The organism is Microbispora hainanensis (assembly GCF_006874475.1).
In the GTDB taxonomy this organism is placed as follows: Bacteria; Actinomycetota; Actinomycetes; order Streptosporangiales; family Streptosporangiaceae; genus Microbispora; species Microbispora hainanensis.
In genome coordinates this window covers 49206-71447 of the sequence record NZ_VIRM01000035.1, presented here as the reverse complement: position 1 = coordinate 71447, position 22242 = coordinate 49206, and the positions used below count along the sequence as shown (strand labels likewise).

Annotated in this window: 20 protein-coding genes; 9 read left to right on the top strand and 11 right to left on the bottom strand. The window is 71.1% G+C overall.

What is annotated here, in order from left to right; all coding sequences use genetic code 11:
- Nucleotides 1-31 precede the first annotated feature (31 nt).
- Nucleotides 32-307 carry a hypothetical protein gene (locus FLX08_RS25755; protein ID WP_142622209.1) on the bottom strand — a complete coding sequence of 92 codons (276 nt, stop codon included), beginning with the start codon at nucleotides 305-307 and terminating at the stop codon, nucleotides 32-34.
- 325 nt (nucleotides 308-632) lie between these two features.
- On the opposite strand from FLX08_RS25755, the gene recA reads away from it, so the two are divergent.
- The 3 genes from recA (at nucleotide 633) to rny (ending at nucleotide 4757) form a co-directional block, all read left to right on the top strand.
- Complete coding sequence (recA, locus tag FLX08_RS25750) at nucleotides 633-1733, top strand: recombinase RecA (RefSeq protein ID WP_142622207.1); 1101 nt, start codon at nucleotides 633-635, stop codon at nucleotides 1731-1733.
- 515 nt (nucleotides 1734-2248) lie between these two features.
- Nucleotides 2249-2854 (top strand): recombination regulator RecX, encoded by a 606-nt coding sequence (gene recX, locus FLX08_RS42350; RefSeq protein WP_244312889.1) that lies wholly within the window; start codon nucleotides 2249-2251, stop codon nucleotides 2852-2854.
- Between the two features lie 280 nt (nucleotides 2855-3134).
- Nucleotides 3135-4757, top strand: a complete 1623-nt coding sequence (gene rny, locus FLX08_RS25740) for a ribonuclease Y (RefSeq protein WP_142622205.1) — start codon at nucleotides 3135-3137, stop codon at nucleotides 4755-4757.
- 259 nt (nucleotides 4758-5016) lie between these two features.
- Here rny and FLX08_RS25735 read toward each other — a convergent pair whose 3' ends face one another.
- Complete coding sequence (locus FLX08_RS25735) at nucleotides 5017-6741, bottom strand: LVIVD repeat-containing protein (RefSeq protein WP_244312888.1); 1725 nt, start codon at nucleotides 6739-6741, stop codon at nucleotides 5017-5019.
- Nucleotides 6742-7019: 278 nt separating this feature from the next.
- Here FLX08_RS25735 and FLX08_RS25730 point away from each other — a divergent pair, with 278 nt between their 5' ends.
- Complete coding sequence (locus FLX08_RS25730; RefSeq protein WP_142622201.1) at nucleotides 7020-7688, top strand: DUF305 domain-containing protein; 669 nt, start codon at nucleotides 7020-7022, stop codon at nucleotides 7686-7688.
- A gap of 22 nt (nucleotides 7689-7710) precedes the next feature.
- Here the strand turns inward: FLX08_RS25730 and FLX08_RS25725 are convergent, their stop codons facing one another.
- From FLX08_RS25725 to FLX08_RS25695, 7 genes are all read right to left on the bottom strand, one after another.
- A complete protein-coding gene (locus FLX08_RS25725) occupies nucleotides 7711-9633 on the bottom strand; it encodes a S9 family peptidase (RefSeq protein WP_142622199.1) in 1923 nt (640 codons plus the stop codon).
- 53 nt (nucleotides 9634-9686) lie between these two features.
- A complete protein-coding gene (locus tag FLX08_RS25720) occupies nucleotides 9687-10424 on the bottom strand; it encodes a transporter substrate-binding domain-containing protein (protein ID WP_167530566.1) in 738 nt (245 codons plus the stop codon).
- A 79-nt stretch (nucleotides 10425-10503) separates the two neighbouring features.
- Complete coding sequence (locus FLX08_RS25715) at nucleotides 10504-11382, bottom strand: amino acid ABC transporter permease (protein WP_142622195.1); 879 nt, start codon at nucleotides 11380-11382, stop codon at nucleotides 10504-10506.
- The gene (locus FLX08_RS25710; RefSeq protein ID WP_142622193.1) at nucleotides 11379-12050 is read right to left on the bottom strand and encodes an amino acid ABC transporter permease; all 672 of its coding nucleotides are present in this window, start codon (nucleotides 12048-12050) and stop codon (nucleotides 11379-11381) included. Before FLX08_RS25710 ends, FLX08_RS25715 begins: the two co-directional genes overlap by 4 nt.
- Nucleotides 12051-12085: 35 nt before the next feature.
- Nucleotides 12086-12919 (bottom strand): glutamate ABC transporter substrate-binding protein, encoded by an 834-nt coding sequence (locus FLX08_RS25705; RefSeq protein ID WP_142622191.1) that lies wholly within the window; start codon nucleotides 12917-12919, stop codon nucleotides 12086-12088.
- 45 nt (nucleotides 12920-12964) lie between these two features.
- The gene (locus tag FLX08_RS25700; RefSeq protein WP_142622189.1) at nucleotides 12965-13720 is read right to left on the bottom strand and encodes an amino acid ABC transporter ATP-binding protein; all 756 of its coding nucleotides are present in this window, start codon (nucleotides 13718-13720) and stop codon (nucleotides 12965-12967) included.
- A gap of 224 nt (nucleotides 13721-13944) precedes the next feature.
- Entirely contained in the window at nucleotides 13945-15360 is a 1416-nt protein-coding gene (locus FLX08_RS25695; RefSeq protein ID WP_142622187.1) for a sensor histidine kinase, read from the bottom strand.
- 280 nt (nucleotides 15361-15640) lie between these two features.
- Here FLX08_RS25695 and miaB point away from each other — a divergent pair, with 280 nt between their 5' ends.
- Nucleotides 15641-17161, top strand: coding sequence for a tRNA (N6-isopentenyl adenosine(37)-C2)-methylthiotransferase MiaB (miaB, locus tag FLX08_RS25690; protein ID WP_142622185.1), 1521 nt, complete (start codon nucleotides 15641-15643; stop codon nucleotides 17159-17161).
- Between the two features lie 71 nt (nucleotides 17162-17232).
- Here the strand turns inward: miaB and FLX08_RS25685 are convergent, their stop codons facing one another.
- Nucleotides 17233-17976, bottom strand: coding sequence for a hypothetical protein (locus FLX08_RS25685; RefSeq protein WP_142622183.1), 744 nt, complete (start codon nucleotides 17974-17976; stop codon nucleotides 17233-17235).
- A 292-nt stretch (nucleotides 17977-18268) separates the two neighbouring features.
- On the opposite strand from FLX08_RS25685, the gene FLX08_RS25680 reads away from it, so the two are divergent.
- Nucleotides 18269-19219, top strand: coding sequence for a ribonuclease Z (locus tag FLX08_RS25680; protein ID WP_142622181.1), 951 nt, complete (start codon nucleotides 18269-18271; stop codon nucleotides 19217-19219).
- Here the strand turns inward: FLX08_RS25680 and FLX08_RS25675 are convergent.
- Complete coding sequence (locus FLX08_RS25675) at nucleotides 19192-19899, bottom strand: class III extradiol dioxygenase subunit B-like domain-containing protein (RefSeq protein WP_142622179.1); 708 nt, start codon at nucleotides 19897-19899, stop codon at nucleotides 19192-19194. The genes FLX08_RS25680 and FLX08_RS25675 overlap by 28 nt on opposite strands.
- Before the next feature lie 42 nt (nucleotides 19900-19941).
- Here FLX08_RS25675 and FLX08_RS25670 point away from each other — a divergent pair, with 42 nt between their 5' ends.
- Genes FLX08_RS25670 through dapF form a run of 3 tightly spaced genes read left to right on the top strand, consistent with a single transcriptional unit; the run spans nucleotide 19942 to nucleotide 22240 of the window.
- Nucleotides 19942-20475, top strand: a complete 534-nt coding sequence (locus FLX08_RS25670; RefSeq protein ID WP_142622177.1) for a methylated-DNA--[protein]-cysteine S-methyltransferase — start codon at nucleotides 19942-19944, stop codon at nucleotides 20473-20475.
- Between the two features lie 28 nt (nucleotides 20476-20503).
- Complete coding sequence (gene miaA / locus FLX08_RS25665) at nucleotides 20504-21418, top strand: tRNA (adenosine(37)-N6)-dimethylallyltransferase MiaA (protein ID WP_142622175.1); 915 nt, start codon at nucleotides 20504-20506, stop codon at nucleotides 21416-21418.
- A gap of 9 nt (nucleotides 21419-21427) precedes the next feature.
- Nucleotides 21428-22240, top strand: a complete 813-nt coding sequence (gene dapF, locus FLX08_RS25660; RefSeq protein ID WP_142622174.1) for a diaminopimelate epimerase — start codon at nucleotides 21428-21430, stop codon at nucleotides 22238-22240.
- The last annotated feature ends 2 nt before the right edge of the window (nucleotides 22241-22242 follow it).

The window sequence follows — 22242 nt, the reverse complement described above, 5'->3', positions numbered from 1 at the left end:
CGTTCGTCGGTGGCGGGGCGCGGGCGGGCGATCACGGGGGCCGGGAGAGGGCCAGGCCGATCAGCTCGGCCGCACGGCCGGGGTCGTCGGCGCTCTCCTGGCCGGCCGGGGCCCACAGGAACATCCATCCTTCCCTGGTGGGCGTCGCGAAGACGATCGTCTGCCTGCCGGTGCCGGGGTGCCAGACGGACAGGACCGGATCGTCCGTGCCGAGCAGCCGCGAGGAAAGACCCTGCCCGGGGAGTCGCGCCGCGAGCGCCTCAAGGCGGGCCAGACGCTGTCGGCTGTAGTCGCCGGTGCCCGTCACGTGGCCCCTCCAGCGGGGAGATCCAGCATTTTTACAAGGATCGTCGCAGGTCAGCGCGCTGACAACCACGGCAGGGTAACGCCCGGGAATGTAACGGCACGGTTGGGACGCCGTTCGTCCCCGGCTCGGCTGTGGTTCCGCATGTGATCGAACAGTCGTTCGGCTATATTGGACTGGTCGCCGCCGGGGTGCGCGCCGTCAGGTCGCCGGGGCGCGACAGGCTCCCGGCCCACCTCTTGCGGTGTGCGGGAAGCTCCGGAAAATGTCGGTGGCACCCCGTAGCTTTTCGGTGACCGAGCAGACGACACCCTTCAGGGGGCACCCAATGGCAATCAACGACCGCGAGAAGGCCCTTGAGACCGCCCTCGCGCAAATCGAGCGGCAGTTCGGCAAGGGCAGTGTCATGCGCCTCGGAGACGACGCGCGTGCCCCGATCGAGGTCATCCCCACCGGTTCGATCGCTCTCGACGTCGCCCTCGGCATCGGCGGCTATCCCCGCGGCCGGATCGTCGAGGTGTACGGCCCCGAGTCCTCCGGCAAGACGACGGTCGCCCTGCACGCCGTGGCCAACGCCCAGAAGGGCGGCGGCATCGCCGCGTTCATCGACGCCGAGCACGCCCTCGACCCCGAGTACGCCAAGAAGCTGGGCGTCGACGTCGACGCGTTGCTCGTCTCCCAGCCGGACACCGGTGAGCAGGCGCTGGAGATCGCGGACATGCTGATCCGCTCCGGCGCCGTCGACATCATCGTCATCGACTCGGTGGCGGCCCTCGTGCCGAAGGCCGAGATCGAGGGCGAGATGGGCGACAGCCACGTCGGTCTCCAGGCCCGCCTCATGTCGCAGGCCCTGCGTAAGATCGCCGGTGCGCTGAACCAGACCCGGACCACCGCCATCTTCATCAACCAGCTCCGCGAGAAGATCGGCGTCATGTTCGGCAGCCCCGAGACCACCACGGGTGGCAAGGCGCTGAAGTTCTACGCGTCGGTGCGGCTGGACGCGCGCAGGATCGAGACGCTCAAGGACGGCACCGAGCCGGTCGGCAACCGGACCCGGGTGAAGGTCGTCAAGAACAAGATGGCCCCGCCGTTCCGCCAGGCCGACTTCGACATCCTGTACGGCATCGGCATCTCCCGTGAGGGCGGGCTGATCGACATGGGTGTCGAGCACGGGTTCGTGCGCAAGGCCGGCGCCTGGTACACGTACGAGGGCGACCAGCTCGGGCAGGGCAAGGAGAACGCCCGCAACTTCCTCAAGAACAACCCCGACATCGCCAACGAGATCGAGAAGAAGATCAAGGAGAAGCTCGGAGTCGGGCCGCGGCTCGACACGCCGAGCGAGCCCCCCGCCGCCCCGGCGGCGCCGGCCGCCCCCACCTCCGGCCGGGGCAGCAAGGCGGCCAGTGCGCCCAAGCCGGGTGACGTCTGAGCGCAGGCATGAGGCGCGACGAGCCCCCTGGCCCGGACGGCGAGATCGGGCCGGGGGACTGGAACTCGGGGCCCTGGGGGCCGGCCGAAGAGCCGCAGAGGCCGGCTGAGGACGCCTCCGCGACGATCGCCGCCCTCCGCGAGCAGATCCGGCGCGCGGAAAGCGGGCGTGCGGAAAGCGGACGCGCGGACCACGCGCATGCGGAGACCGGACGTGCGAAGACCGGGCGTTCGAGGATCGGCGAGCAGGAGATCGGCCGCGAGGAGATCGAGCGCGCTGAGGCGGGCCAGGAGGCCGGCCGTTCCGGCCGCCGACGCCAGGGACGTGGCCGCGGGCGCGGAGACCGGTCAGGGCTGCAAGAGCCGGGCGGGTGGGGAGAACGGCCCGCGCCGGGAGACTGGGCAAGCCCGGGGGAGTCGGCCGCGCCGGGACGCCGGGCAGGCCGTGGAGATTGGGCAGGCTCGGAGGGACCGGGCGGGCCGGGAGACCGGGCAGGCCGTGGAGATTGGGCCGGCTTGGGGGAGCCGGGCACGCCGGGACGCCGGGGGAAGCGTAAGAGGTCCGACGAGTGGCTTCCCGACGGGCCGGAGGAGGGCGCCGCGGCGAGCGCGGGGCCGCCTGCCGACCCCGAGGCGGTGGCCAGGGCCATCTGCCTGCGGCTGCTGACGATGGCGCCCAAGACCCGGGCCCAGCTCGCGGACGCCCTGCGCAAGCGGGACGTGCCCGAGGATGCGGCGAACGCCGTGCTTGAGCGGTTCTCCGAGGTCGGGCTCATCGACGACGAGGCGTTCGCCGCCGCGTGGGTGACCTCCCGGCACACCGGTCGCGGGCTGGCCCGCCGCGCGCTCGCCCAGGAACTCCGGCGGCGCGGCGTGGCCGAGGAGACGGTCAAGGACGCGGTCGGGCAGCTTGATCCGGACGAGGAGGCCGAGACCGCACGCAGGCTCGTCGACCGGAAGCTGGCCGCCACCCGCGGGGTGGAGCCACAGGCGCGCATGCGCCGATTGGTCGGCATGCTGGCCCGCAAGGGCTACTCGCCGGGGCTGGCCTTCCGTGTGGTCCGAGAGGCGATCGAGGCCGAAGGCAGCCCGTCAGATGGGCTTCCGGACACCTTCGAGTGAGCCATCGCACCACGCAAAAGTCACTTGACAGGGCATCTTTGCTTGCTCGTTACCTCTCTGACGCTTAATCTCGACCGCAGTGAGGAGTTACTCCGCGCAGCGCGGATTGCCATAACGGTGAACCACGACGGACGAGAGACATTGACCGGCCTTCGGGCCATATCGGCCGCCCCCCGGGGTGTCCGGGCATTGCGACGATATTTGTCCTGGTGACGCCACCGGGCGCTGCCGTGCTGCGCGTGTGACCTCTGCCAATAGTTGTCGTGAGGGGTGAGCGCGCATGGACACGATCGTGATCGTTCTTGCGGTTGCGGTAGTGCTGCTGGCTCTCGTGATGATCGCCGCCCTCGTCATAGTCATGCGCCGTACCGGCGTCGTCGTACCGTCCGGCCCCTCGCCCGAGCAGCTCGCCGAGGTGAAGGCCGAGGTCAACGAGGAACTCGAACGGGCCAGACGTGAGGCCGAGGAGATCCGCACGAAGGCGGAGCGTGACGCGGGAGAGATCCTCAAGAAGTCGGAGACACTCGGCGAAAGCGCAGCACTGATGCGCAAGGAGGTCGAGGAGGAGGCGCGGATCCTCAAGACGGAGCTCAAGGAACTGCGCTCCGACCTCGAACGCCGCGAGAACCGGCTGGCCGAGCGTGAGCAGCGGCTTGACGAGGAGGCGCGCAGACAGACGGAGCGGGCCCGCAAGCTGGCCGAGACCGAGACCGAGCTGGCCGACCGCCGCGAGGAGCTGGAGCGGGTGGCCGAGCGGCGGCAGGAGATCCTGGAGAGGGTCGCCGGCCTGACGGCCGAGCAGGCCAAGCTGGAGCTGGTCAAGGAGATCGAGAATCAGGCCAAGCGCGAGGCCGCGCTGATCGTCCGGGAGATCGAGAGCGAGGCCCGGAAGGAGGGCGAGAAGCGCGCCTGCAAGATCGTGACGCTGGCCGTGCAGCGGGTCGCCACCGAGCAGACGGCCGAGTCGGTGGTGAGCGTCCTCCACCTGCCCGGCGACGAGATGAAGGGCCGCATCATCGGCCGCGAGGGCCGCAACATCAGGGCCTTCGAGTCCACCACCGGGGTCAATCTGATCATCGACGACACGCCGGAGGCGGTGCTGCTGTCGTGTTTCGACCCGGTCCGGCGCGAGACGGCCAGGCTGACGCTCGAGAAGCTGGTGCTCGACGGCCGGATCCACCCCCAGCGCATCGAGGAGGCGTACGAGCGCAGCAAGGCCGAGGTGCGGGACCTGTGCGTGCGGGCGGGAGAGGACGCCCTGGTCGAGCTGGGCATCACCGAGATGCACCCCGAGCTGGTCACGCTGCTGGGCCAGCTCCGCTATCGCACCTCCTATGGCCAGAACGTGCTCAAGCACCTGATCGAGTCGGCGCACATCGCCGGAATCATGGCCTCCGAGCTGCGGCTCGACCGTGACCTCGTCAAGCGGTGCGCGCTTCTGCACGACATCGGCAAGGCGCTCACCCACGAGGTCGAGGGCAGTCACGCCATGATCGGCGCGGAGATCGCCCGCCGGTACGGCGAGCACGAGGACGTCGTCCACGCCATTGAGGCGCACCACAACGAGGTGGAGGTCAAGACCGTCGAGGCGGTCCTCACCCAGGCCGCGGACGCGATCAGCGGCAGCCGCCCCGGTGCCCGGCGCGAGTCGCTGGAGGCGTACGTCAAGCGGCTGGAGCGCCTGGAGGAGATCGCCCAGTCGTACGACGGTGTCGACAAGGTCTTCGCCATGCAGGCAGGCCGGGAGATCCGGGTGATGGTCCGGCCCGACAACGTGGACGACATCCAGGCCCAGGTCATCGCCAGGGACGTCGCCAAGCAGGTCGAAGAGGAGCTGACCTACCCCGGCCAGATCCGGATCACCGTGGTCCGCGAGTCCCGCGCCACGGAGTTCGCCCGGTAAGTCCCATCCGAGAGCCTCACCCCATGAAGCCCCGGCCGGTAAGCCTCGCCCGGCGGTGCCTCGCCCGGAACCCCGGTCCGGTGAGCGGCGCCCCCCCGAAGGCTCATCCGGTGAGCCTCACCCCATGAAGCCCCGGTCGGCATAGCCCCGGCCCTCATGCCCCAGAGCCCGGGGCACCCACGGCGAAGGGCCCCCGCCCAATGCTGGGCGGGGGCCCCGGTCGTGTGGGGACCGCCCCGGCGGGACGCCCCTGATCGGCTCAGGCCTTGAGGCTGAGCGCGTCGGCGAGGTCGTTGAGCGCCTTCGCCAGCGTCGCCTGCGCTGTGACGGAGGTGTCGAGCTGGTGGGAGACGGCCCGGAGCTGCGCCACGGCGGCGTTCTTCTGCGGCCCGTTCGTGAACCGCTCGGCCCGGTCGACGAACTTCCGTACGTTGTCGGCGGTGTTCTTCTTCATGGTGCCGGTGCGCAGCGCCTGCGCGTAGTAGGCGCGCACCAGCGGGAAGCTCGCCGGCCACGTCACCCGAGGCTGTTGCTGGGTGTTGAACCGGTCGAAGGTGGCCGTGGCCGCCGCGTCGATCTCGGCCTGGTCCAGGTGCTCGCTCGCGGCCAGCTTGAACGCGTCGAGCCCGCGGGCGATCTCGCTGCCGTAGACGTGGCCGTTGTAGTAGTACGCGGACCAGAAACCGCCGAGGAGAAGTGAGGTCTCACTCACCGGACCCCGGTCGAAGTACGCGATCTCGTGCGGGTTGGCCGAGTCGGTGAAGTCGAACACCGAGACGCCGCCCTGATACCAGGCCTGGACCATGATGTCCCGGCCGGGCACGGGAACGAGCGACCCGTTGTGCGCGACGCAGTTCTCCTGGTTCGTCTGCGGCACGGGCAGCTTGTAGTAGCTCCGGAACTTCAGCTTGCCGTCGACGATGTCGAAGATGGCGTCCGCGCCCCACGAGGGCTCGTCGGTGACACGGCACCGCGCCCCGGTGCCGCCGCCCCACTCGTCGGTGAAGACGACCTTGGTCCCGTCGTTGTTGAACGTGGCCGAGTGCCAGTAGGCGAAGTTCGGGTCCGTCACCGCGTCGAGCCGCTTGGGGTTGGCCGGGTCGGAGATGTCGATCAGGAGGCCGTTGCCCGCGCACGCCCCGGCCGCGAGGCCGATCTCCGGGTAGGCCGTGATGTCGTGGCAGTGGGTGGTGACGGGCGACGGCGACCAGGACGAGCCGGACGGGTGCCGCGGGGTCTGCGGGGCGTTCTGGAGACCGTTGATCGCCCCGGTCTCCGGATCGGTGAACAGGCGCGGTGTGGAGACGACCGCCGCGTTCTGCGGGGCCGTCAGCGGCACCTTGATGACCTCGATACGCCACTGGGACGTGTTCGGGTCGGTCGCCGCGGTGTTGGCGCAGCCCGCGAGCTCCGAACCCGAGCGGACGCTCGCCGTGCCCTGCACGTAGACGTACACGTTGTCCGGGTCGTTCTTGCCGGTCACCAGGGTGTGGGTGTGCGAGCCGCGGCAGGTCTGGACGGCCGCCACCTGGGTCGGCTTGCTGATGTCGCTCACGTCGAAGATCCGGACGCCGCGGAAGCGGTCCGGGTTCACCGTGCCGCTCGCGCCCTGCGTGCCGCAGTCGATCCGGCCCCGGGTCTCCTCGACCGACATGAACAGCAGATTGCCGTACACCGACAGGTCGCCCTGGCCGCCCGGGCACACCACGGACGTGGTCAGGACCGGGTTGGAGGGTGTCGAGACGTCGTAGATGTTGAAACCGGTGAAGTTGCCGACGAACGCGTACTTGCCGCTGAAGGCCATGTCCGAGTTCGCGAACGACGCGTTGCCCGGGCTGGAGGCCTGGTAGAAGCCCTCGGGCTTGTCCCGGTGGGCCAGGAGCTCCAGCCCCTGGCTCGCCTGCTGGGCGTCCAGCCAGCCTGCCCCCAGGCCGGTTCGTGGATCGGCGTCGTCCGCCATGGCCGTGGCGGGCAGGAGGCCCACCAGGACCGCCCCTGCGGCGACGACTCCGATCTTCCTTAATCCAGCACGTCCCCAACGTGCTGCCGCACGGCTGATTCTCAAGGGCCGCACCCCTCCTTTTCTGATCTTGCCGGCGTGACCCATTGCGACGTGCGACAGATCTCGGGGCCCGGCCCGACCCAAAAGATCTACGCGGCGTTTGGGGGACAGTAACTGAATATGGGCTGAATGTGCTATACCCCTTCACATCCTCCGGTTTGGCCGGTGTCCCCCAACCGCCGACGAAGCGAGCGCAGGCCATGATCTCCTCCCCCTCGTTGCGGCAGCTTCTCGCGCTCGCGGTGGCCGCCGCCGCGATCAGCGCCTGTACGGCCGAGACCGCCGCCCCGCCCGCCGCGGTGAACGTCGTGCAGCCGGGCGCGCCGGGACAGGGCAGCAAGGTTCTGCCGGCCGGTGAGCTGCCGAGCTCCGACGGCAAGGAGTACACCGACGCCGACGTGCGGTTCATGCAGGGGATGATCCGGCATCACTCGCAGGCTCTGCGCATGACCGCGCTCGTCGCCGGGCGCAGCGAGAGCGGCGACCTCCCGCGTTTCGCCAAGCGGATCGAGATCTCCCAGCAGGACGAGATCGACCAGATGGTGCGCTGGCTCAGGGCACGGCTCCAGCAGGTGCCGAGCGTGGGCTCCGGCGGAGGGCACGACCACGGCGGTGGAGAGCTCATGCCCGGCATGCTCAGCGAGGCGCAGTTCGCCGAACTGGAGCAGGCCAAGGGTGCGCGGTTCGACCGGCTCTTCTACGAGGACATGATCCAGCACCACCTGGGAGCGCTGACCATGGTGGAGCGGCTCTTCGGCGACGGGGGAGGAGAGGAGTCGGAGATCAACCAGTTCGTCACCCATGTCGACGCGGACCAGCGCATCGAGATCGACCGGATGCGCACGCTTCTCGCCGGGATGGACGGGTGACCGGCCCCGCTCGGCGGAAGGCTCAGCGGAAGATCTGCAGGTAGAACGACAGCTCGGCGGCGAGCGCCGCCGCCTTGGTCTCCAGCCGCCGGAACCCGTGGGCCTCGCCCTCGAACGTCAGATAGGTGCAGGGCACGCCGCGCGCCAGCAGGCGCTCGGCGAACGCCCGCGACTGGGCCGGCGGCACCACCGGGTCGGCGAGGCCCTGCATGAGCAGCATGGGGCAGTTCACCTGGCCGGCCCGGGCCAGCGGCTCTCGCTCGCCATACCGGTCCTCGGGCCCGACCAGCCACTCCACATAGCGCGACTCGAAGTCGTGGGTGGCCGCGACGAGCGGCCCGAGCGCGCTGACGCCCGCCACCGAGACGCCGCCCGCGAAGACGTCCGACGCGCCGCAGGCGGCCATGACCGTCCACCCGCCCGCGCTCGCGCCGCGTACGGCGATCCGGGCGGGGTCGGCGAGGCCCTCGGCGACCAGCCACTTGGCCGCGGCGATCACGTCCTCCACGTCGGTCACGCCCCATCGGCCGCGCAGGCGATCCCGGTAGGCCCGGCCGTACCCGCTGGATCCGCCGTAGTTGACGTCGAGCACGCCGATGCCGCGGGTGGTGAAGAACGCCTTGTCCAGGCTGAGCTCGCTCGTCGCGTGCCCGGTGGGCCCGCCGTGCACGAATACGACGTAGGGCGCGCCGCCCTCGTCCGGCTGTTCCGGCGGATACAGGTACGCGTGGACGCGGACGCCGGGCGCCACCCGGAACTCCACGGCACGGGGCTCCGGGAGGACATCGGCGGGGACGTCGTCGATCTCCCGGCGCAGTTCCTCGGCGCGAGCGGTCAGGTCACCAGGGCCGCCGGCGGTGCCGATCCGGACGACCGAGCGTGGCGCGCCCGACCGATAGCCGAGGCCGACGAGCACGTCGTCGCCGTCCCCGTGCAGCACGGGCGCCCACCCCTGGAAGGGGATGTCGAGGTCGGCGAGCGTACGCGTTTCCGGGTCGAGGACGCCGAGGCGCAGGTCGCCGCGTCCGTGCAGCACGGCGAGCCGTCCGTCGCCCAGCACGGCGTACGGCAGGCCGCCGAGCTGCCACAGCGGGCCCGCGAACTCCTCCTCGGCAGGGCAGAGGGGCTCGCACGACGATCCGGTGATGTCGGCCCGGTAGAGGTTCCACCAGCCCGACCGGTCGGAGACCGCGTACAGGCGCCGCTCGTCGCACCACACCGGCGCGAGGACCGATTCGGCGGTCCCGCCCAGCACCGTCCACGTGGCGCCGTCGGACAGCCGGGTGACCCGCAGCTCGGTGCCGGTCCAGGGCATGTGCGGGTGGTTCCAGCAGATGTAGGCGAGGTGCCGGCCGTCGGGGGACGGCGTGGGCGAGGCGTAGAAGTCGCTGCCGGTGACCACCTCGGCGACCTCGGCGGCCCCGGTCGGATCCACGGCCACGATCGAGCGGGTGACCTTGGCGTCGTGGTGGTGGCGTTCCCGGACGCACCACACCCGCGGACCACCCGCGCCGTCCTGGACCCGCAGGTCGGCGTAGCGCAGCGTGCCCGGCTCGTCGGGCTCCGGCGTGACCGGACGGGGCCGCTCCGCTCCCGGGCCGCCCGGCTCGCCGCGCGTGCGGGGCCCGGCGAGATAGAGCCTCTGGTCGGCGTGGTGCGCGAAGACGATGCCGTGACCGGGGACGACGGCGTAGGACCGGCCGCCGTACTCGTGGACGCGCGTACGGGCGTCCCAGGGCGCGGGGAGCAGGTCGGCGAGGGAGCCGTCGGCGGCCCGGTGGACGACGGTGCGGCGGCCGCCCTCGGCGGGGCGGTCCTCCTCCCACCACGTCTCCCCGCCCAGCGCGGTCGGGAAGCCGAGCCGACGGCCGGCGCGTGCGACGTCGGCGTTGGAGATGGACGACGGCCGTGGCGAGAACGGCCTCGGGCCAGGCGTGGGGGGCATGACCGCATCCTGCCGGACGAGCCCGCTTCCGGGGGTGTGAATGCGGCAACGCATCAGTCGAGGGACGGGGGAGTGGTGTAGCGGGTGGCGAGCGTGCCGAGCTGGTCGATGACCGTCCGCTTCCAGGTGCCGTCGTCGAACATCCGGCGCAGCGCCTCCTCGACCTGGTCGCGCAGCGCGGGCGTCTCGGCGGCGATGCCGTACTTCTCGGTGGCCAGGGACCTGCCGCTGAAGCGGAACCTGCCGGGATACTGCGCCGACAGCCCGGCGAGCACGGGGGCGTCGGCCACGATCGCGTCGGTCCTGCCGGAGGCCAGCAGCGGCGCGCAGGCCGCGGGCAGGTTCGCCTCGGCGAGGAAGACCTGCCGCCAGCGGGTGCCGAACCGCTTCACGAGCGGCGCGGCGGACTCCCGGGTGGCGCAGACGCGTTTGCGGGCGAGGTCGCGCGGACGGCGGACGGACAGGTCGCCGGCCCGTACGAGGATGTCGGTGCTGGTGACGAGGTAGGGGCCGGCGACATACCGGGAGCCCGGCGGGCCGGTGGCGCCGACGACGAGATCGGCCCGCGTGGGGTCGAGCGTGTAGACGACCTGGTCGTCGCGGTATCCGAGCGCACGGGCGACGTATTGCGCGACCTCGATGTCGAAGCCGCTGTAGCGCCCGTCGGGGAGCCGGGTGACCAGGCCCGGCTGCCCGGGGCGCACGCCGACCACCAGCGTGCCCGCGTTCCCGCACCCACCGGTCAGGAACGCGGCCGCAAGGACGCCGACCACGGCAACGACACGCCACACGCGCTCAATATCGAGGTCGCGCCCGTCCCCTCGCCAGCAGCGACACGGCAAAGCTCCCTTTACCCCGTAGCTCGGCAGGTCAGCGCATCAGCGCGACCTCGCCGCCCGCGGCCGCCTCGGCGGCGGCCGGATCGGCCGTGACCTTGCGGCTGCGCCTGCTGCGCCGTTCCAGCCAGGTGGCGAGGTAGCCCAGCGCCAGGTTGATCACGATGTAGACCGTCGCGATCACGATGACCGAGGGGATCAGGTTGGCGTAGTTGGCCGGCACCACGCGGGCGCCCGCGTTCAGCAGGTCGGCGTACGCCACGACGAACCCGAGCGCGGTGTCCTTGAGCAGCACCACGAGCTGGCTGATGATCGCGGGCATCATCGCGGTCACCGCCTGCGGCAGGAGGATCAGCCGCATCACCTGGTTCTTGCGCAGGCCGATCGCGGATCCCGCCTCGGCCTGGCCGCGCGGCACGGCGAGGATGCCGGCGCGCACGATCTCGGCCAGGACCGATCCGTTGTAGACCGTGAGACCGAAGACCACGGCAGCGAACTCGGTCACGACCAGCCCGGCCAGGCTTCCGCCGTACTGGGCGAAGAAGATCAGCATGAGCACCGGGACCGCGCGGAACGCCTCGACGACGACCCCGGCCGGGATCCGCACCCAGCGGTGGTCCGACAGGCGGGCGATGCCGAACACGGCCCCGAACAGCAGCGCGAGCACCGCGGCGAGCGCGGCGGCGATCAGCGTGTTGAGCAGCCCGGGCAGGATCAGCTCTGTCCAGGTCTCGCCCCGCAGGAACGGCTCCCACAGCTTGCCGTCCCACTGGCCCTTCTCGTCGAACTTCGTCCAGACGAAGTACGCCACCAGCAGCAGTACGACGCCGAACACGAGGGTCAGCACGTTGTTGCGCAGGCGGGCGCGCGGGCCCGGGAGGTCGTAGAGGACGGTGGCGCCGCGCTCGGTCATCGGACCACCGCCAGGCGCCGGGCCAGCCGGCCGGACAGCAGGTTCAAGGGGAGGGTCAGCACGACGAACCCGGCGGCGAAGCCGAGGAAGATGGGAATGATCGCGTCTCCGTGGGCGTCGAACAGGTTCTTCATCCGCAGCGCCGCCTCCATGACGCCGATCGCGGCCGCGACCGTCGTGTTCTTGACCAGCGCGTTCAGCAGGCTGCCGAGCGGCGCGATGACCGTGCGCACCGCCTGGGGGAGGATCACCAGGCGGAGCGTCTGCAGGAAGGTCAGCCCGATCGCCCGGGCCGCCTCCGCCTGCCCGAGCGGCACGGTGTTGATCCCGGATCTCACGACCTCGCACACGAAGGCGGAGGTGTAGGCGGACAACCCGATGATCGACAGCCAGAAGCTGTTGAGCGACAGGTCGTCCCGGGAGAACTGGACGCTCATCACCGTGCCCAGGCCGAGGCCGCAGAACACGATGATGAGCGTGAGGGGCGTGTTGCGCAGCACGTTGACGTACACCGCGCCCGCCGCCCGCAGCACCGGCAGCGGACTGACGCGCATGGCCGCCAGCACGATCCCCCAGACCAGCGAGATCACCCCGCTGACCACCGTGAGCTTCACCGTCAGCCAGAACGCGCCGAGGATGACGGGAAGCTCGTCGACGACGGCCTCCACCGCCGGCCTCCTCTCAGTGCCGCTTTCGCGCCGTCCTAGTAGCGGTCGACGGACGGCGGCGTGGTGAAGTACTTGCCGAACTCGCCGAGGTTGGTGTCGAGGGCCTTGCGCCAGCTGCCGTCGTTGAAGAACTTCTCGATGGCGTTGTTGATCGCGTCACGGCCGGCCTTGTCGTCCTTCTTGATGCCGATGCCGTACCGCTCCTCGCTGAACGGCTGGCCGATCAGCTTGAACTTGCCGGGGAACTGGGCGGCGAACCCGGCGAGGATCGTCGCGTCCGTGGAGATGGCGTCGACCTGGTTGTTCTCCAGCAGCGGCAGGCAGGCGCCGTATCCCTGCTGCTGGGTGAGGTTCTTGGACTCCCACTCCGGCCCGAACTTGTCGGCGAGCCGCTTCGGCGACGACGAGCCCTGGGCGCCGCAGACCTTCTTGTCCTTGAGGGAGTCGACCCCGGTGATCGAGGTGTCGTCGGCGCGGACGAGGATGTCCTGTCCGGTGACCAGGTAGGGCCCGGCGAAGGAGATCTTCTGCTTGCGCTCGTCGGTGATGGAGTAGGTCGCGACGACCATGTCCACCTGGCCCTGCTGGATGAACGGCTCGCGGTTGGCCGACTGGGCCTCCTTGAACGTGATTCCGCTCTCCGGCACGCCGAGTTCCTTGGCGACGTACCTCGCCACCTCGACGTCGAATCCGCCGTAGCTGCCGTCGGGCTTCTTCAGCCCCCAGCCCGGCTGGTCGATCTTGACGCCGACCACGAGCTTCTTGTCGTTCTTGGCCTTGTCGACGATCGAGTCCGCACCGGAGTTGCCGCAGGCAGTCAGGCCGGTGGCCAGGGCGGCCAGCGCGAGCAGGCCGGCTCCGAATCGCATCCGCGTCACCTTTCGCTTCTTGTGGAGCTTGTCGTGAGCTGGGATCTAATGAGTGAGGATCTTGGAGAGGAAGTCGCGGGCGCGCTCGGTGCTCGGCTGGGTGAAGAACTCCGAGGGCGACCCCTCCTCGACGATCTGGCCGTCGGCCATGAACACGATCCGATTGGCGGCCCGGCGGGCGAAACCCATCTCGTGGGTCACGACCATCATCGTCATGCCGTCCTTGGCCAGGCCGGTCATCACGTCGAGCACCTCCTGGACCATCTCGGGGTCGAGGGCCGAAGTGGGCTCGTCGAAAAGGATCATCTTGGGGTCCATCGCCAGCGCGCGGGCGATGGCCGCGCGCTGCTGCTGGCCGCCGGAAAGCTGGGCGGGATACTTGCTCGCCTGCGTGGCGATGCCGACCCGTTCGAGCAGTTCCATGCCCCGCTGCTCGGCCTGCTGCCGGGCGACCTTGCGCACCCTGGTTGGGCCGAGCGTGACGTTCTCCAGGATCGTCTTGTGCGAGAAGAGGTTGAAGGACTGGAACACCATCCCGACCTCGGACCGCAGGCGGGCCAGGGCCCGGCCCTCCGCGGGCAGTTCCCGCCCGTCGAAGACGATGGTCCCGGTGTCGATCGTCTCCAGCCGGTTGATCACCCGGCACAGCGTGGACTTGCCGCTGCCGGACGGGCCGATGACGACGACCACCTCGCCCCGGCCCACGCTCAGGTCGATGTCCCTGAGCACATGCAGGGGACCGAAATGCTTGTTGACTCCCTCCAGCCTGACAAGCGGGTCGGAACCACTGATCTCCGTCATGGTCAAAACCGTAGGGGGGTCAACCTCGCCACGTCACTAACGGAGCGGTACCGAATAGATCACATCCCGGCAGCTCAGGACATCAGTCCTGGTTTGTCCGCACGGCGCCGGCGGCGGAACGGGGCTCATCGGGACCGGGAGCGGCTCATCGGATGACCGGGAACTCAGTCGGATGGCCGGGAGCTCAGTCGGATGGCCGGGAACTCAGTCGGATGGCCGGGAACTCAGCGAATGACCGGAAAACTGAAAAGGCCGGCATGACCGGCGCCGTGCGTGCTGCGGCCGGAGGTCTGCGGCGCTTCGCGGACGGGGAGGCGCAGGACGAACCGCGCTCCCCTTTCGCTGTCCTGGATGGTCAGCGTGCCGTGGTGTGCTTCCGCGATCTCCCGTGCGATCGCCAGCCCCAGCCCGGTCCCCCCGGAGTCCCGGTCGCGTGAGGCGTCCAGCCGGGTGAAGCGGTCGAAGACCCGTTCCCGGTGTTCCGGAGCGATCCCGGCGCCGTCGTCGATGACCTCCATCGTCGCCGTCGGCCCGTCGGCCCGCACGATGACGGTGATCCGTGAGGTGGCGTGCCGTTCGGCGTTGTCGAGCAGGTTCACCAGGAGGCGGGTGATCCGCAGCGGGTCGCAGTCGACGAACACGTTCAGCCGGAGATCCCGCACGATCTCCATCCGGTAGGCGTGGCGGTCGAGCTCCTCGCCGACCAGGCGGCCGAGGTCGGTCGCACTGAGGTCGAGGGGGGCGCGGGCGTCCAGCCTGGCCAGGGTCAGCAGGTCGGTCACGATCGCCTGGAGCCGGTCCACACCGGTGAGCACCGCCCCGGCCGTCCTCGGCCAGTCGGTGTCGTGCGGATGCATGAGGGCCTCTTCGAGCTGCGTCCGCATGGCGGTGAGGGGGTTGCGCAGGTCGTGCGAGGCGTCCGAGGTGAACTGCCGCAGTTGCTTGTACGCGCCTTCGAGCCGGTCGAGGGTGTCGTTCACCGTTCCGGCCAGAAGCTTGATCTCTTCCTGGTTGTCGCACCCCACGGGGACCCGGCGGTGCAGATGGGTGGCAGTGATCTCCGCCAGCTCCCTGCGGATGGCGTCCACCGCGGTCATGTCCCTTTTGACCACATGGAAGGTCCCGGCGGCCGTCATCGCGGTCGCGACCAGGGACATGCCGATCGCGAAGGACAGCGCCGCCATGTTCCCGAACCAGGGGACCGTGGGCGCCGCCACGTAAAGGAGCCACGGCCCGTCCGGCTGATAGACCTTGTACGAGAAGACGGTCATGCAGCCCTTCAGCCCGGCCGGAGGGCACAGCACCCGTTCGGCGTGCACGCTCGCGCTGGGCGCGTGGAAGGTGGCCATTGGCGGCTTGTGCGCGAGTTGCGGCGTGGACGCGACGACCTGTCCCTGCGTGTCCAGGACCTGGAGCGCGATGTCCTGGCCCGCCGGCAGCATGGAGGGGAGGTATCCCTCCCTGATCAAGGGCACCGTTCGATCCCACGCCCCGGTGACCCGGGCCCGTGCCGCGTCGGCGTCCCTGCTGCCCACGACGAAGAGGAAGAGCAGGCTGACCCCGGTGCAGACCAGCGCCGCGACGATGGAGTAACCGACCGTCCTCCGGACGAGAATGGATGATCGGTTCCAGTTCGACATCGTTTCGGGCCAATCGGTGGGGAGCGTTGGTCTGGTGCCCTCACAAGGGCACCACATAGACATGAACGACTCAATAAAACGAAACTTTCTGTTTTCACAAGCCTGGGTAATGCCGGATGCGAGCCCGGGTCATGACAGCGGCCCCGCCTCCACGATCCGGTCCGCGTCCGGCATTCCGGAGGCGTGTCACGCAACCGTCCGCCATCGCCGCCCGGTCGCGGCCGGGTGTGCGACGTTCCGGTACGGGCGGGGGCGGGGAAGCGCCTACCCTTGTAGTGCGATGACTGCGACCACACAGACTGCGACGACCCAGGGCGCCGAAGGCGAGGCCCGGACCTACGAGGTGCGGACCTACGGCTGCCAGATGAACGTGCACGACTCGGAGCGGCTGTCCGGGCTGCTGGAGGACGCCGGATACGTCCGCGCGGCCGAAGGAGACACGCCGGACGTCGTCGTGTTCAACACCTGTGCCGTACGCGAGAACGCCGACAACCGGCTCTACGGCAACCTGGGCCACCTGAGACCGATCAAGATGGCCCGCAAGGGCATGCAGATCGCGGTCGGCGGGTGCCTCGCGCAGAAGGACCAGGGCGAGATCGTCCGCCGGGCCCCCTGGGTGGACGTGGTCTTCGGCACCCACAACATCGGCTCGCTGCCGGTCCTGCTGGAGCGGGCCCGGATCGCCGAAGAGGCCCAGGTCGAGATCAAGGAGTCCCTGGAGACCTTCCCCTCCACGCTGCCGAGCCGCCGCGAGTCGGCCTACGCGGCCTGGGTGGCGATCTCGGTCGGGTGCAACAACACCTGCACGTTCTGCATCGTGCCGTCGCTGCGGGGCAAGGAGAAGGACCGCCGTCCCGGCGACATCCTCAACGAGGTGCGCACACTCGTCGACCAGGGCGTCCTGGAGATCACGCTGCTGGGCCAGAACGTCAACACCTACGGCGTGGAGTTCGGCGACCGGCTGGCGTTCGGCAAGCTGCTGCGGGCCTGCGGCGACATCGAGGGCCTGGAGCGGGTCCGCTTCACCTCGCCCCACCCGGCCGCCTTCACCGACGACGTGATCGCCGCCATGGCCGAGACGCCGAACGTGATGCACCAGCTGCACATGCCGCTGCAGTCCGGCTCCGACCGCATCCTCAAGGCCATGCGCCGGTCATACCGGTCCGAGCGCTACCTTGGGATCATCGAGCGGGTCCGGGCCGCGATGCCGGACGCCGCGATCTCGACCGACATCATCGTGGGCTTCCCCGGCGAGACCGAGGAGGACTTCCAGCAGACCCTCGACGTCGTACGGCAGTCGCGCTTCGCCAACGCGTTCACGTTCCAATACTCCATCCGGCCCGGCACCCCCGCCGCGACCATGGAGGACCAGGTGCCCAAGGCCGTGGTCCAGGAGCGCTACGAGCGCCTGGTCGCCCTCCAGGAGGAGATCTCCTGGGAGGAGAACAAGAAGCAGGTCGGCCGCACCCTGGAAGTGCTGGTCGCCGAGGGCGAGGGCCGCAAGGACGACGCAACCCGTCGCCTGTCCGGCCGCGCGGCCGACAACCGCCTCGTCCACCTCGCCGGCGAGGCCGCCGCCGACGCGCGCCCCGGCGACATGGTCACGGTGGAGGTGACCTACGCCGCGCCGCACCACCTGGTGGCCGACAAGGTCCTGTCCGTACGGCGGACCCGCGCGGGCGACGCCTGGGAGACCCGGCAGGCCGCCCCGCAGCGGGGCAGCGCGGTCAACCTGGGGATGCCCACCATCGGGCGTCCCGCTCCGCTGCCCGCCGAGCCGTCCGCCTGCTCGGCCGTCTGACGCCCCAGGCCCGGCGACGGCCGGGTCACCGGCCGCACCGCTGAGCGGGTCATCGGGCGGGGCGCTGGCGTTCACTGGCCGAGGGCGCGCAGGACCTCGTAGCAGTAGGCGCGCCGCAGCTCGTCGTCGAACTGCAGGCAGGGGTCCTCGACCCGGGTGCTCGCCGCGCCGGACGGGTCCGTGTCCTTGGACGCGGCGCTCTTGGACGCGGTGGTCTCGGCTTTCGTGGTCTCGGCCGCCGGGGCGTCGCTCGCGGAGCCGCGTGCACTCTGCTGCCGGGCGTCCTGCGGAGCCATGCGGGCGGGGCGCGGCCGCCGGACCTCCCCGGTCCCGGGCCGGCCGTCGGTGGAGTCGCCTCCGCCGCCGCGGGACGACGAGGAGGGGCCCGCCGTCGGGGCGGGGCGCCGGGACGACCGTGACGATTCGATCTCTCGACCGGGTGGTGGTGCGCCGCGTCGACTCGCCCGCTGCTCTCGCACCGGTTGTTCTTTCGCCGGCTGTCCCTTTTCCGGGCCGTTTCCCGAATTGTTCTCCGCGCCGTCTCGCGTGACCGCTTCTCCGGTCTCCTCGCGATGCTCGGTCGCGCGTTCCGGTTCCGTTTCCGGCCGCTCGGACGCACGGCCGAGCGGGGCGGTTTCCGGCGGGAAGAAGGGATCGGCGGCGGGCGATCCCGGCACCGGACGTGCCGGCGTGGCCGCGGCGCCCAGGTCGACGGCCACCGGCCGGGCGGGCGGGGGCGCGGGGGCCTGACCGGACAGGACGGCCAGAACGACGCCGAGCCCGGCGACGGCGGTCACGCCGATGACGCCCGTCACGGCGAGGACGGGATGACCGTCGCGGCGGTGCCTCGGGGTTGGGGAGAAATCCGGCAAGGTCGTGATCTTCCGTGCGGCGGCCAGTCGTTTCCGATTTCTCAGTCTGCCCGCCGCTTACGAATTCCCGCGGCGGTTCCACCGATTACCGGGAACTCCAAATGCGCCGCCGGCCATTGTCGCGAATGAATGCCCCTAATATTGGTGAGCGGGGCAATTCGCCCAAAAAGGCCGCGTGCGACCGATGTCTCCGCCCGGAACACCGCGGGTGCCGGACACGTCCTAGCATCGCCGTGTGTCCGTTCGTGAACTGGTCGTCCTCGGCACCTCCAGCGCGGTGCCCACCCGTCACCGCAACCACAACGGTTATCTGCTGCGCTGGGACGGCGAGGGGTTCCTGTTCGACCCCGGCGAGGGCACCCAGCGGCAGATGCTGCACGCCGGGGTAAGCGCGCACGACATCACCTGGATCTGCGTCACGCACTTCCACGGCGACCACTGCCTGGGGGTGCCCGGCGTGGTCCAGCGGATCGCCAGGGACAAGGTGACCCACGAGGTGCGGGCGGCCTACCCCGCGAGCGGCGAGAGCTACTGGCGCAGGCTGCGCAACGCGGCGGCCTTCGCCGACACCGACGTGATCGCGCCGCGCCCGGTCTCCGGCGAGGTGGCCCGGTGGCCGGCGGGACCGGTGACGCTGACCGCGCGGCCGCTGTCGCACCCCGTCCAGTCGTACGGCTATCGCGTGGACGAGCCGGGCGGACGCCGCATGCTGCCCGGGGAACTGGCCAGGCGGGGCGTGCGCGGACCGATGATCGGGGAGCTACAGCGGCACGGCTCGCTCACGCTGCCGGACGGCACGACCGTCACGCTGGACGAGTGCAGCGCCCCCAAACCGGGCCAGAGCGCGGCCTTCGTGATGGACACCCGGATATGCGACGGCGCGTTCGCCCTGGCCGACGGCGTCGACCTGCTGGTGATCGAGTCGACGTTCCTGTCGGACGAGAGCGCGCTGGCCGCGCAGTACGGGCACCTGACGGCGGCCCAGGCGGGGCGGATCGCGGCGGCCTGCGGGGTGCGGCGGCTGGTGCTCACCCACTTCTCCGAGCGCTACACGACCGCGGACGAGCCGCGCTTCGTCGACGAGGTGCGCGAGTCCTACGCGGGGGACGTCGTGACGGCGCGCGACCTCATGCGCGTCCCCGTGCCGAAGCGGGCGGACTACCAGGCCCAGCGGGCGGCGAAGTAGCCCACGCCGTACGGCGCGTCGTCATACAGCAGCTCGGAGGCGGCGGGCGGGGGCGCCGCCTGCGCCGCGCCGCCGAGGACCTGGAGGGCCGCGCGGCCCGCCGCCCACAGCTCCCGCGCCTCGCCGGGGTCGAGGCCCAGCAGGCGGCCGGCGTCGCCCGAGGCGAGCGCGCCGGCGATCGTCTCGTCGTACGGCACGGCGCCGGGATGGATGTAACCCGGCGCCTTCTCGGTGCGCCTGGCCGAGCCGTCGCCCATCACCAGCAGCGCCACCCGCTCCGCCGAGTCCGCCAGGCGGCGGCCCAGCGCGGCGCATCCGGCCGTTGGGGCGTCGAATCCGACCGCCTCGAACCGCAGCGCGGGCAGGTCGCCTCCGGACGACGCCTGCGCCCGCTCCAGCAGCCAGCGGCCGATCGTCAGCGACAGGGGCAGGACGGCATCGCCCGGACCGACCCGGACGTCGGGGCCCCACGGGCGCAGCGTCCCCGCGGCGTCCCCGGGGAAGGACGCGGTGGCGTCCGCGCCGCCGGCCACGGCCAGCACGCCGGCGCGCGCGTCCAGAAGCGGGCCGACCGCCGCGGCGCAGGCCGCGCGAAGATCGTCGAGTTCGGGTGCGGCGGCCCCGGCGACCTGCGGGACGAGCAGCGGAGGATGCGGGCAGACGGCAGCGGCGACCAGCACCCGATCACCCTACCCCGCCCGGGCGCGCGCAGAATGGGACGCATGGACAGCAGCACGGTGGCGTTCGCGGCCGTACCGACCAAGGTGGGCGACGTGGTCGCCGCCGTCACCGAAGACGGGGTCGTCGCGACGCACTTCCAGGACGGCCCCCGGTTCAGGGAGCACGTCGCCGATCGTCTCGGGATGGCCGTCGCCGACGACCCGGCCCGTACGGCCGCCGCGCGGGAGGAGCTGACGGCCTACTTCCGGGGCGAGCTGAAGGAGTTTCGCGTGCCGGTGGACTGGCGGCTCATGTCGCCGCTGCAGCGGCAGGTCCTCGGCACGCTGTTCGCGACCGTCCCGTACGGCGAGGTGGTGACGTACGGGGAGCTGGCGGCGCGCAGCGGCACGGGGGTCCCGGCGCGGGCCATCGGCTCGATCATGGGCGCCAACCCGATCCCGATCATCGTGCCGTGCCACCGGGTCGTCGCGAGCAACGGGCTCGGCGGCTTCAGCGGCGGCGAGGGCGTGGAGTCCAAGCGGTGGCTGCTCACCCTCGAAGGCCACCTGCCTCCCACCCTCGACTGGGACATCTGACCTCCCCGCCGCTGGGACACTGGAGGGTGTGGGGCAGCTACCAGTGATCGCCGTCGTGGGCGCGACCGCGGCGGGAAAGTCAGATCTTGCCGTCGAGCTGGCGCTCCGGCTGGACGGCGAGGTGATCAACACCGACTCCATGCAGCTCTACGAGGGCATGGACGTCGGCACGGCCAAGCTGACCATGGAGGAGCGGCGCGGCGTCCCCCACCACCTGCTGGACATCTGGCCGGTGACGCGGACCGCCAGCGTGGCGGAGTATCAGCGGCTCGCCCGCCCGCTGATCGAGGACCTGCGCTCCCGCGGCAGGGCGCCCGTGCTTGCGGGCGGATCCGGGCTCTACGTGCGCGCCGCGATCGACGACCTGGAGTTCCCGGGGACCGACCCGGACGTGCGGGCCCGGCTGGAGAAGGAGCTCGCCGCCACCGGCCCGGCCCCCCTGTACGAGCGGCTCAAGGGCCTCGACCCGGTGGCCGCGGACAACATCCTGCCGGGCAACGGCCGCAGGATCGTCCGCGCGCTGGAGGTCATCGAGCTGTCCGGACGGCCGTTCTCCGCCACGATGCCGTCGTACGACGCGGTCTACGACAGCGTGCAGATCGGCGTCGAGGTGCCCCGGCCGGTCCTCGACGAGCGGATCGAGCGCAGGGTCGCCCTCATGTGGGCGGCCGGGCTGGTCGACGAGGTGCGCGCGCTCGCGGCGGCGCGCGGCCTGGCGGAGGGCAGGACCGCCAGCAGGGCGCTCGGGTACGCGCAGGTGCTGCGCTTCCTCTCGGGGGAGTGGACCGAGGAGCAGGCGCGGGAGGAGACGGTGCGCGCCACGCGCAGGTTCGCCCGGCGGCAGGAGTCGTGGTTCCGCCGCGACCCCCGGGTGGTGTGGCTGCCGTTCGACGCGCCCGATCTGGCCGACCGCGCGATCGCCGTGATCACCGGTGCCTCCTAGACTGCTGCCATGCGGTTTCTGAAGGGCCACGGCACCGAGAACGACTTCGTCATCCTGCCGGACGCCGACGCCACGCTGGACCTGTCCCCGGTGGACGTCGCGGCGCTGTGCGACCGGCGCGCGGGCATCGGCGCCGACGGGGTGCTGCGCGTGGTGCGCACCAAGCTCTGCCCCGAGGCGGCCGGGCTGGCCGGCGAGGCCGAGTGGTTCATGGACTACCGCAACGCCGACGGCGGCATCCCCGAGATGTGCGGCAACGGCGTCCGCGTCTTCGCCCGCTACCTCGTGGACGCGGGCCTCGCGGCGCCCGGCGAGTTCGCCGTCGCCACCCGCGGGGGCCTCAAGCGCGTACGGCTCGGGGCGACGGGCGACGTGACCGTGGACATGGGCATGCCCCACGTGCTGGGGGACAGCAGCGCGGTCGTCGACGGGCGCGAGTGCCACGGCGTGAACGTGAACGTGGGCAACCCTCACCTGGCGTGCGCCGTGGAGGAGCCGGTGGCCGGGTTCGACCTCGGCCGCGAGCCCGCCTTCGACCGCGGGGTCTACCCCGAGGGCGTCAACGTCGAGATCTTCAACATGCTGGGCGACCACAAGGTGTCGATGCGGGTGCACGAGCGGGGCTCGGGTGAGACGCGGTCGTGCGGCACCGGGGCGATCGCGACGGCCGTCGCCGCCGCCCACGCCGCCGGGGAGACCACCGGCACCTGGGAGGTCCGGATCCTCGGCGGCACGGTCACCGTCAGGCTGGAGGAGGACACGAGCTATCTGTCCGGGCCGGCCGTCCTCGTCGCCTCGGGGGAGTGGCCCGCCGTCCTCTGATC

What these genes read in the sequence shown, in the direction of transcription:
- recA (WP_142622207.1), top strand. Translation starts at nt 633, where the DNA reads ATGGCAATCAACGACCGCGAGAAGGCCCTTGAGACCGCCCTCGCGCAA.
- rny (WP_142622205.1), top strand. Translation starts at nt 3,135, where the DNA reads ATGGACACGATCGTGATCGTTCTTGCGGTTGCGGTAGTGCTGCTGGCT.
- FLX08_RS25730 (WP_142622201.1), top strand. Translation starts at nt 7,020, where the DNA reads ATGATCTCCTCCCCCTCGTTGCGGCAGCTTCTCGCGCTCGCGGTGGCC.
- FLX08_RS25725 (WP_142622199.1), bottom strand. Translation starts at nt 9,633, where the DNA reads ATGCCCCCCACGCCTGGCCCGAGGCCGTTCTCGCCACGGCCGTCGTCC.
- FLX08_RS25715 (WP_142622195.1), bottom strand. Translation starts at nt 11,382, where the DNA reads ATGACCGAGCGCGGCGCCACCGTCCTCTACGACCTCCCGGGCCCGCGC.
- FLX08_RS25705 (WP_142622191.1), bottom strand. Translation starts at nt 12,919, where the DNA reads ATGCGATTCGGAGCCGGCCTGCTCGCGCTGGCCGCCCTGGCCACCGGC.
- FLX08_RS25700 (WP_142622189.1), bottom strand. Translation starts at nt 13,720, where the DNA reads ATGACGGAGATCAGTGGTTCCGACCCGCTTGTCAGGCTGGAGGGAGTC.
- FLX08_RS25695 (WP_142622187.1), bottom strand. Translation starts at nt 15,360, where the DNA reads ATGTCGAACTGGAACCGATCATCCATTCTCGTCCGGAGGACGGTCGGT.
- miaB (WP_142622185.1), top strand. Translation starts at nt 15,641, where the DNA reads ATGACTGCGACCACACAGACTGCGACGACCCAGGGCGCCGAAGGCGAG.
- FLX08_RS25670 (WP_142622177.1), top strand. Translation starts at nt 19,942, where the DNA reads ATGGACAGCAGCACGGTGGCGTTCGCGGCCGTACCGACCAAGGTGGGC.
- dapF (WP_142622174.1), top strand. Translation starts at nt 21,428, where the DNA reads ATGCGGTTTCTGAAGGGCCACGGCACCGAGAACGACTTCGTCATCCTG.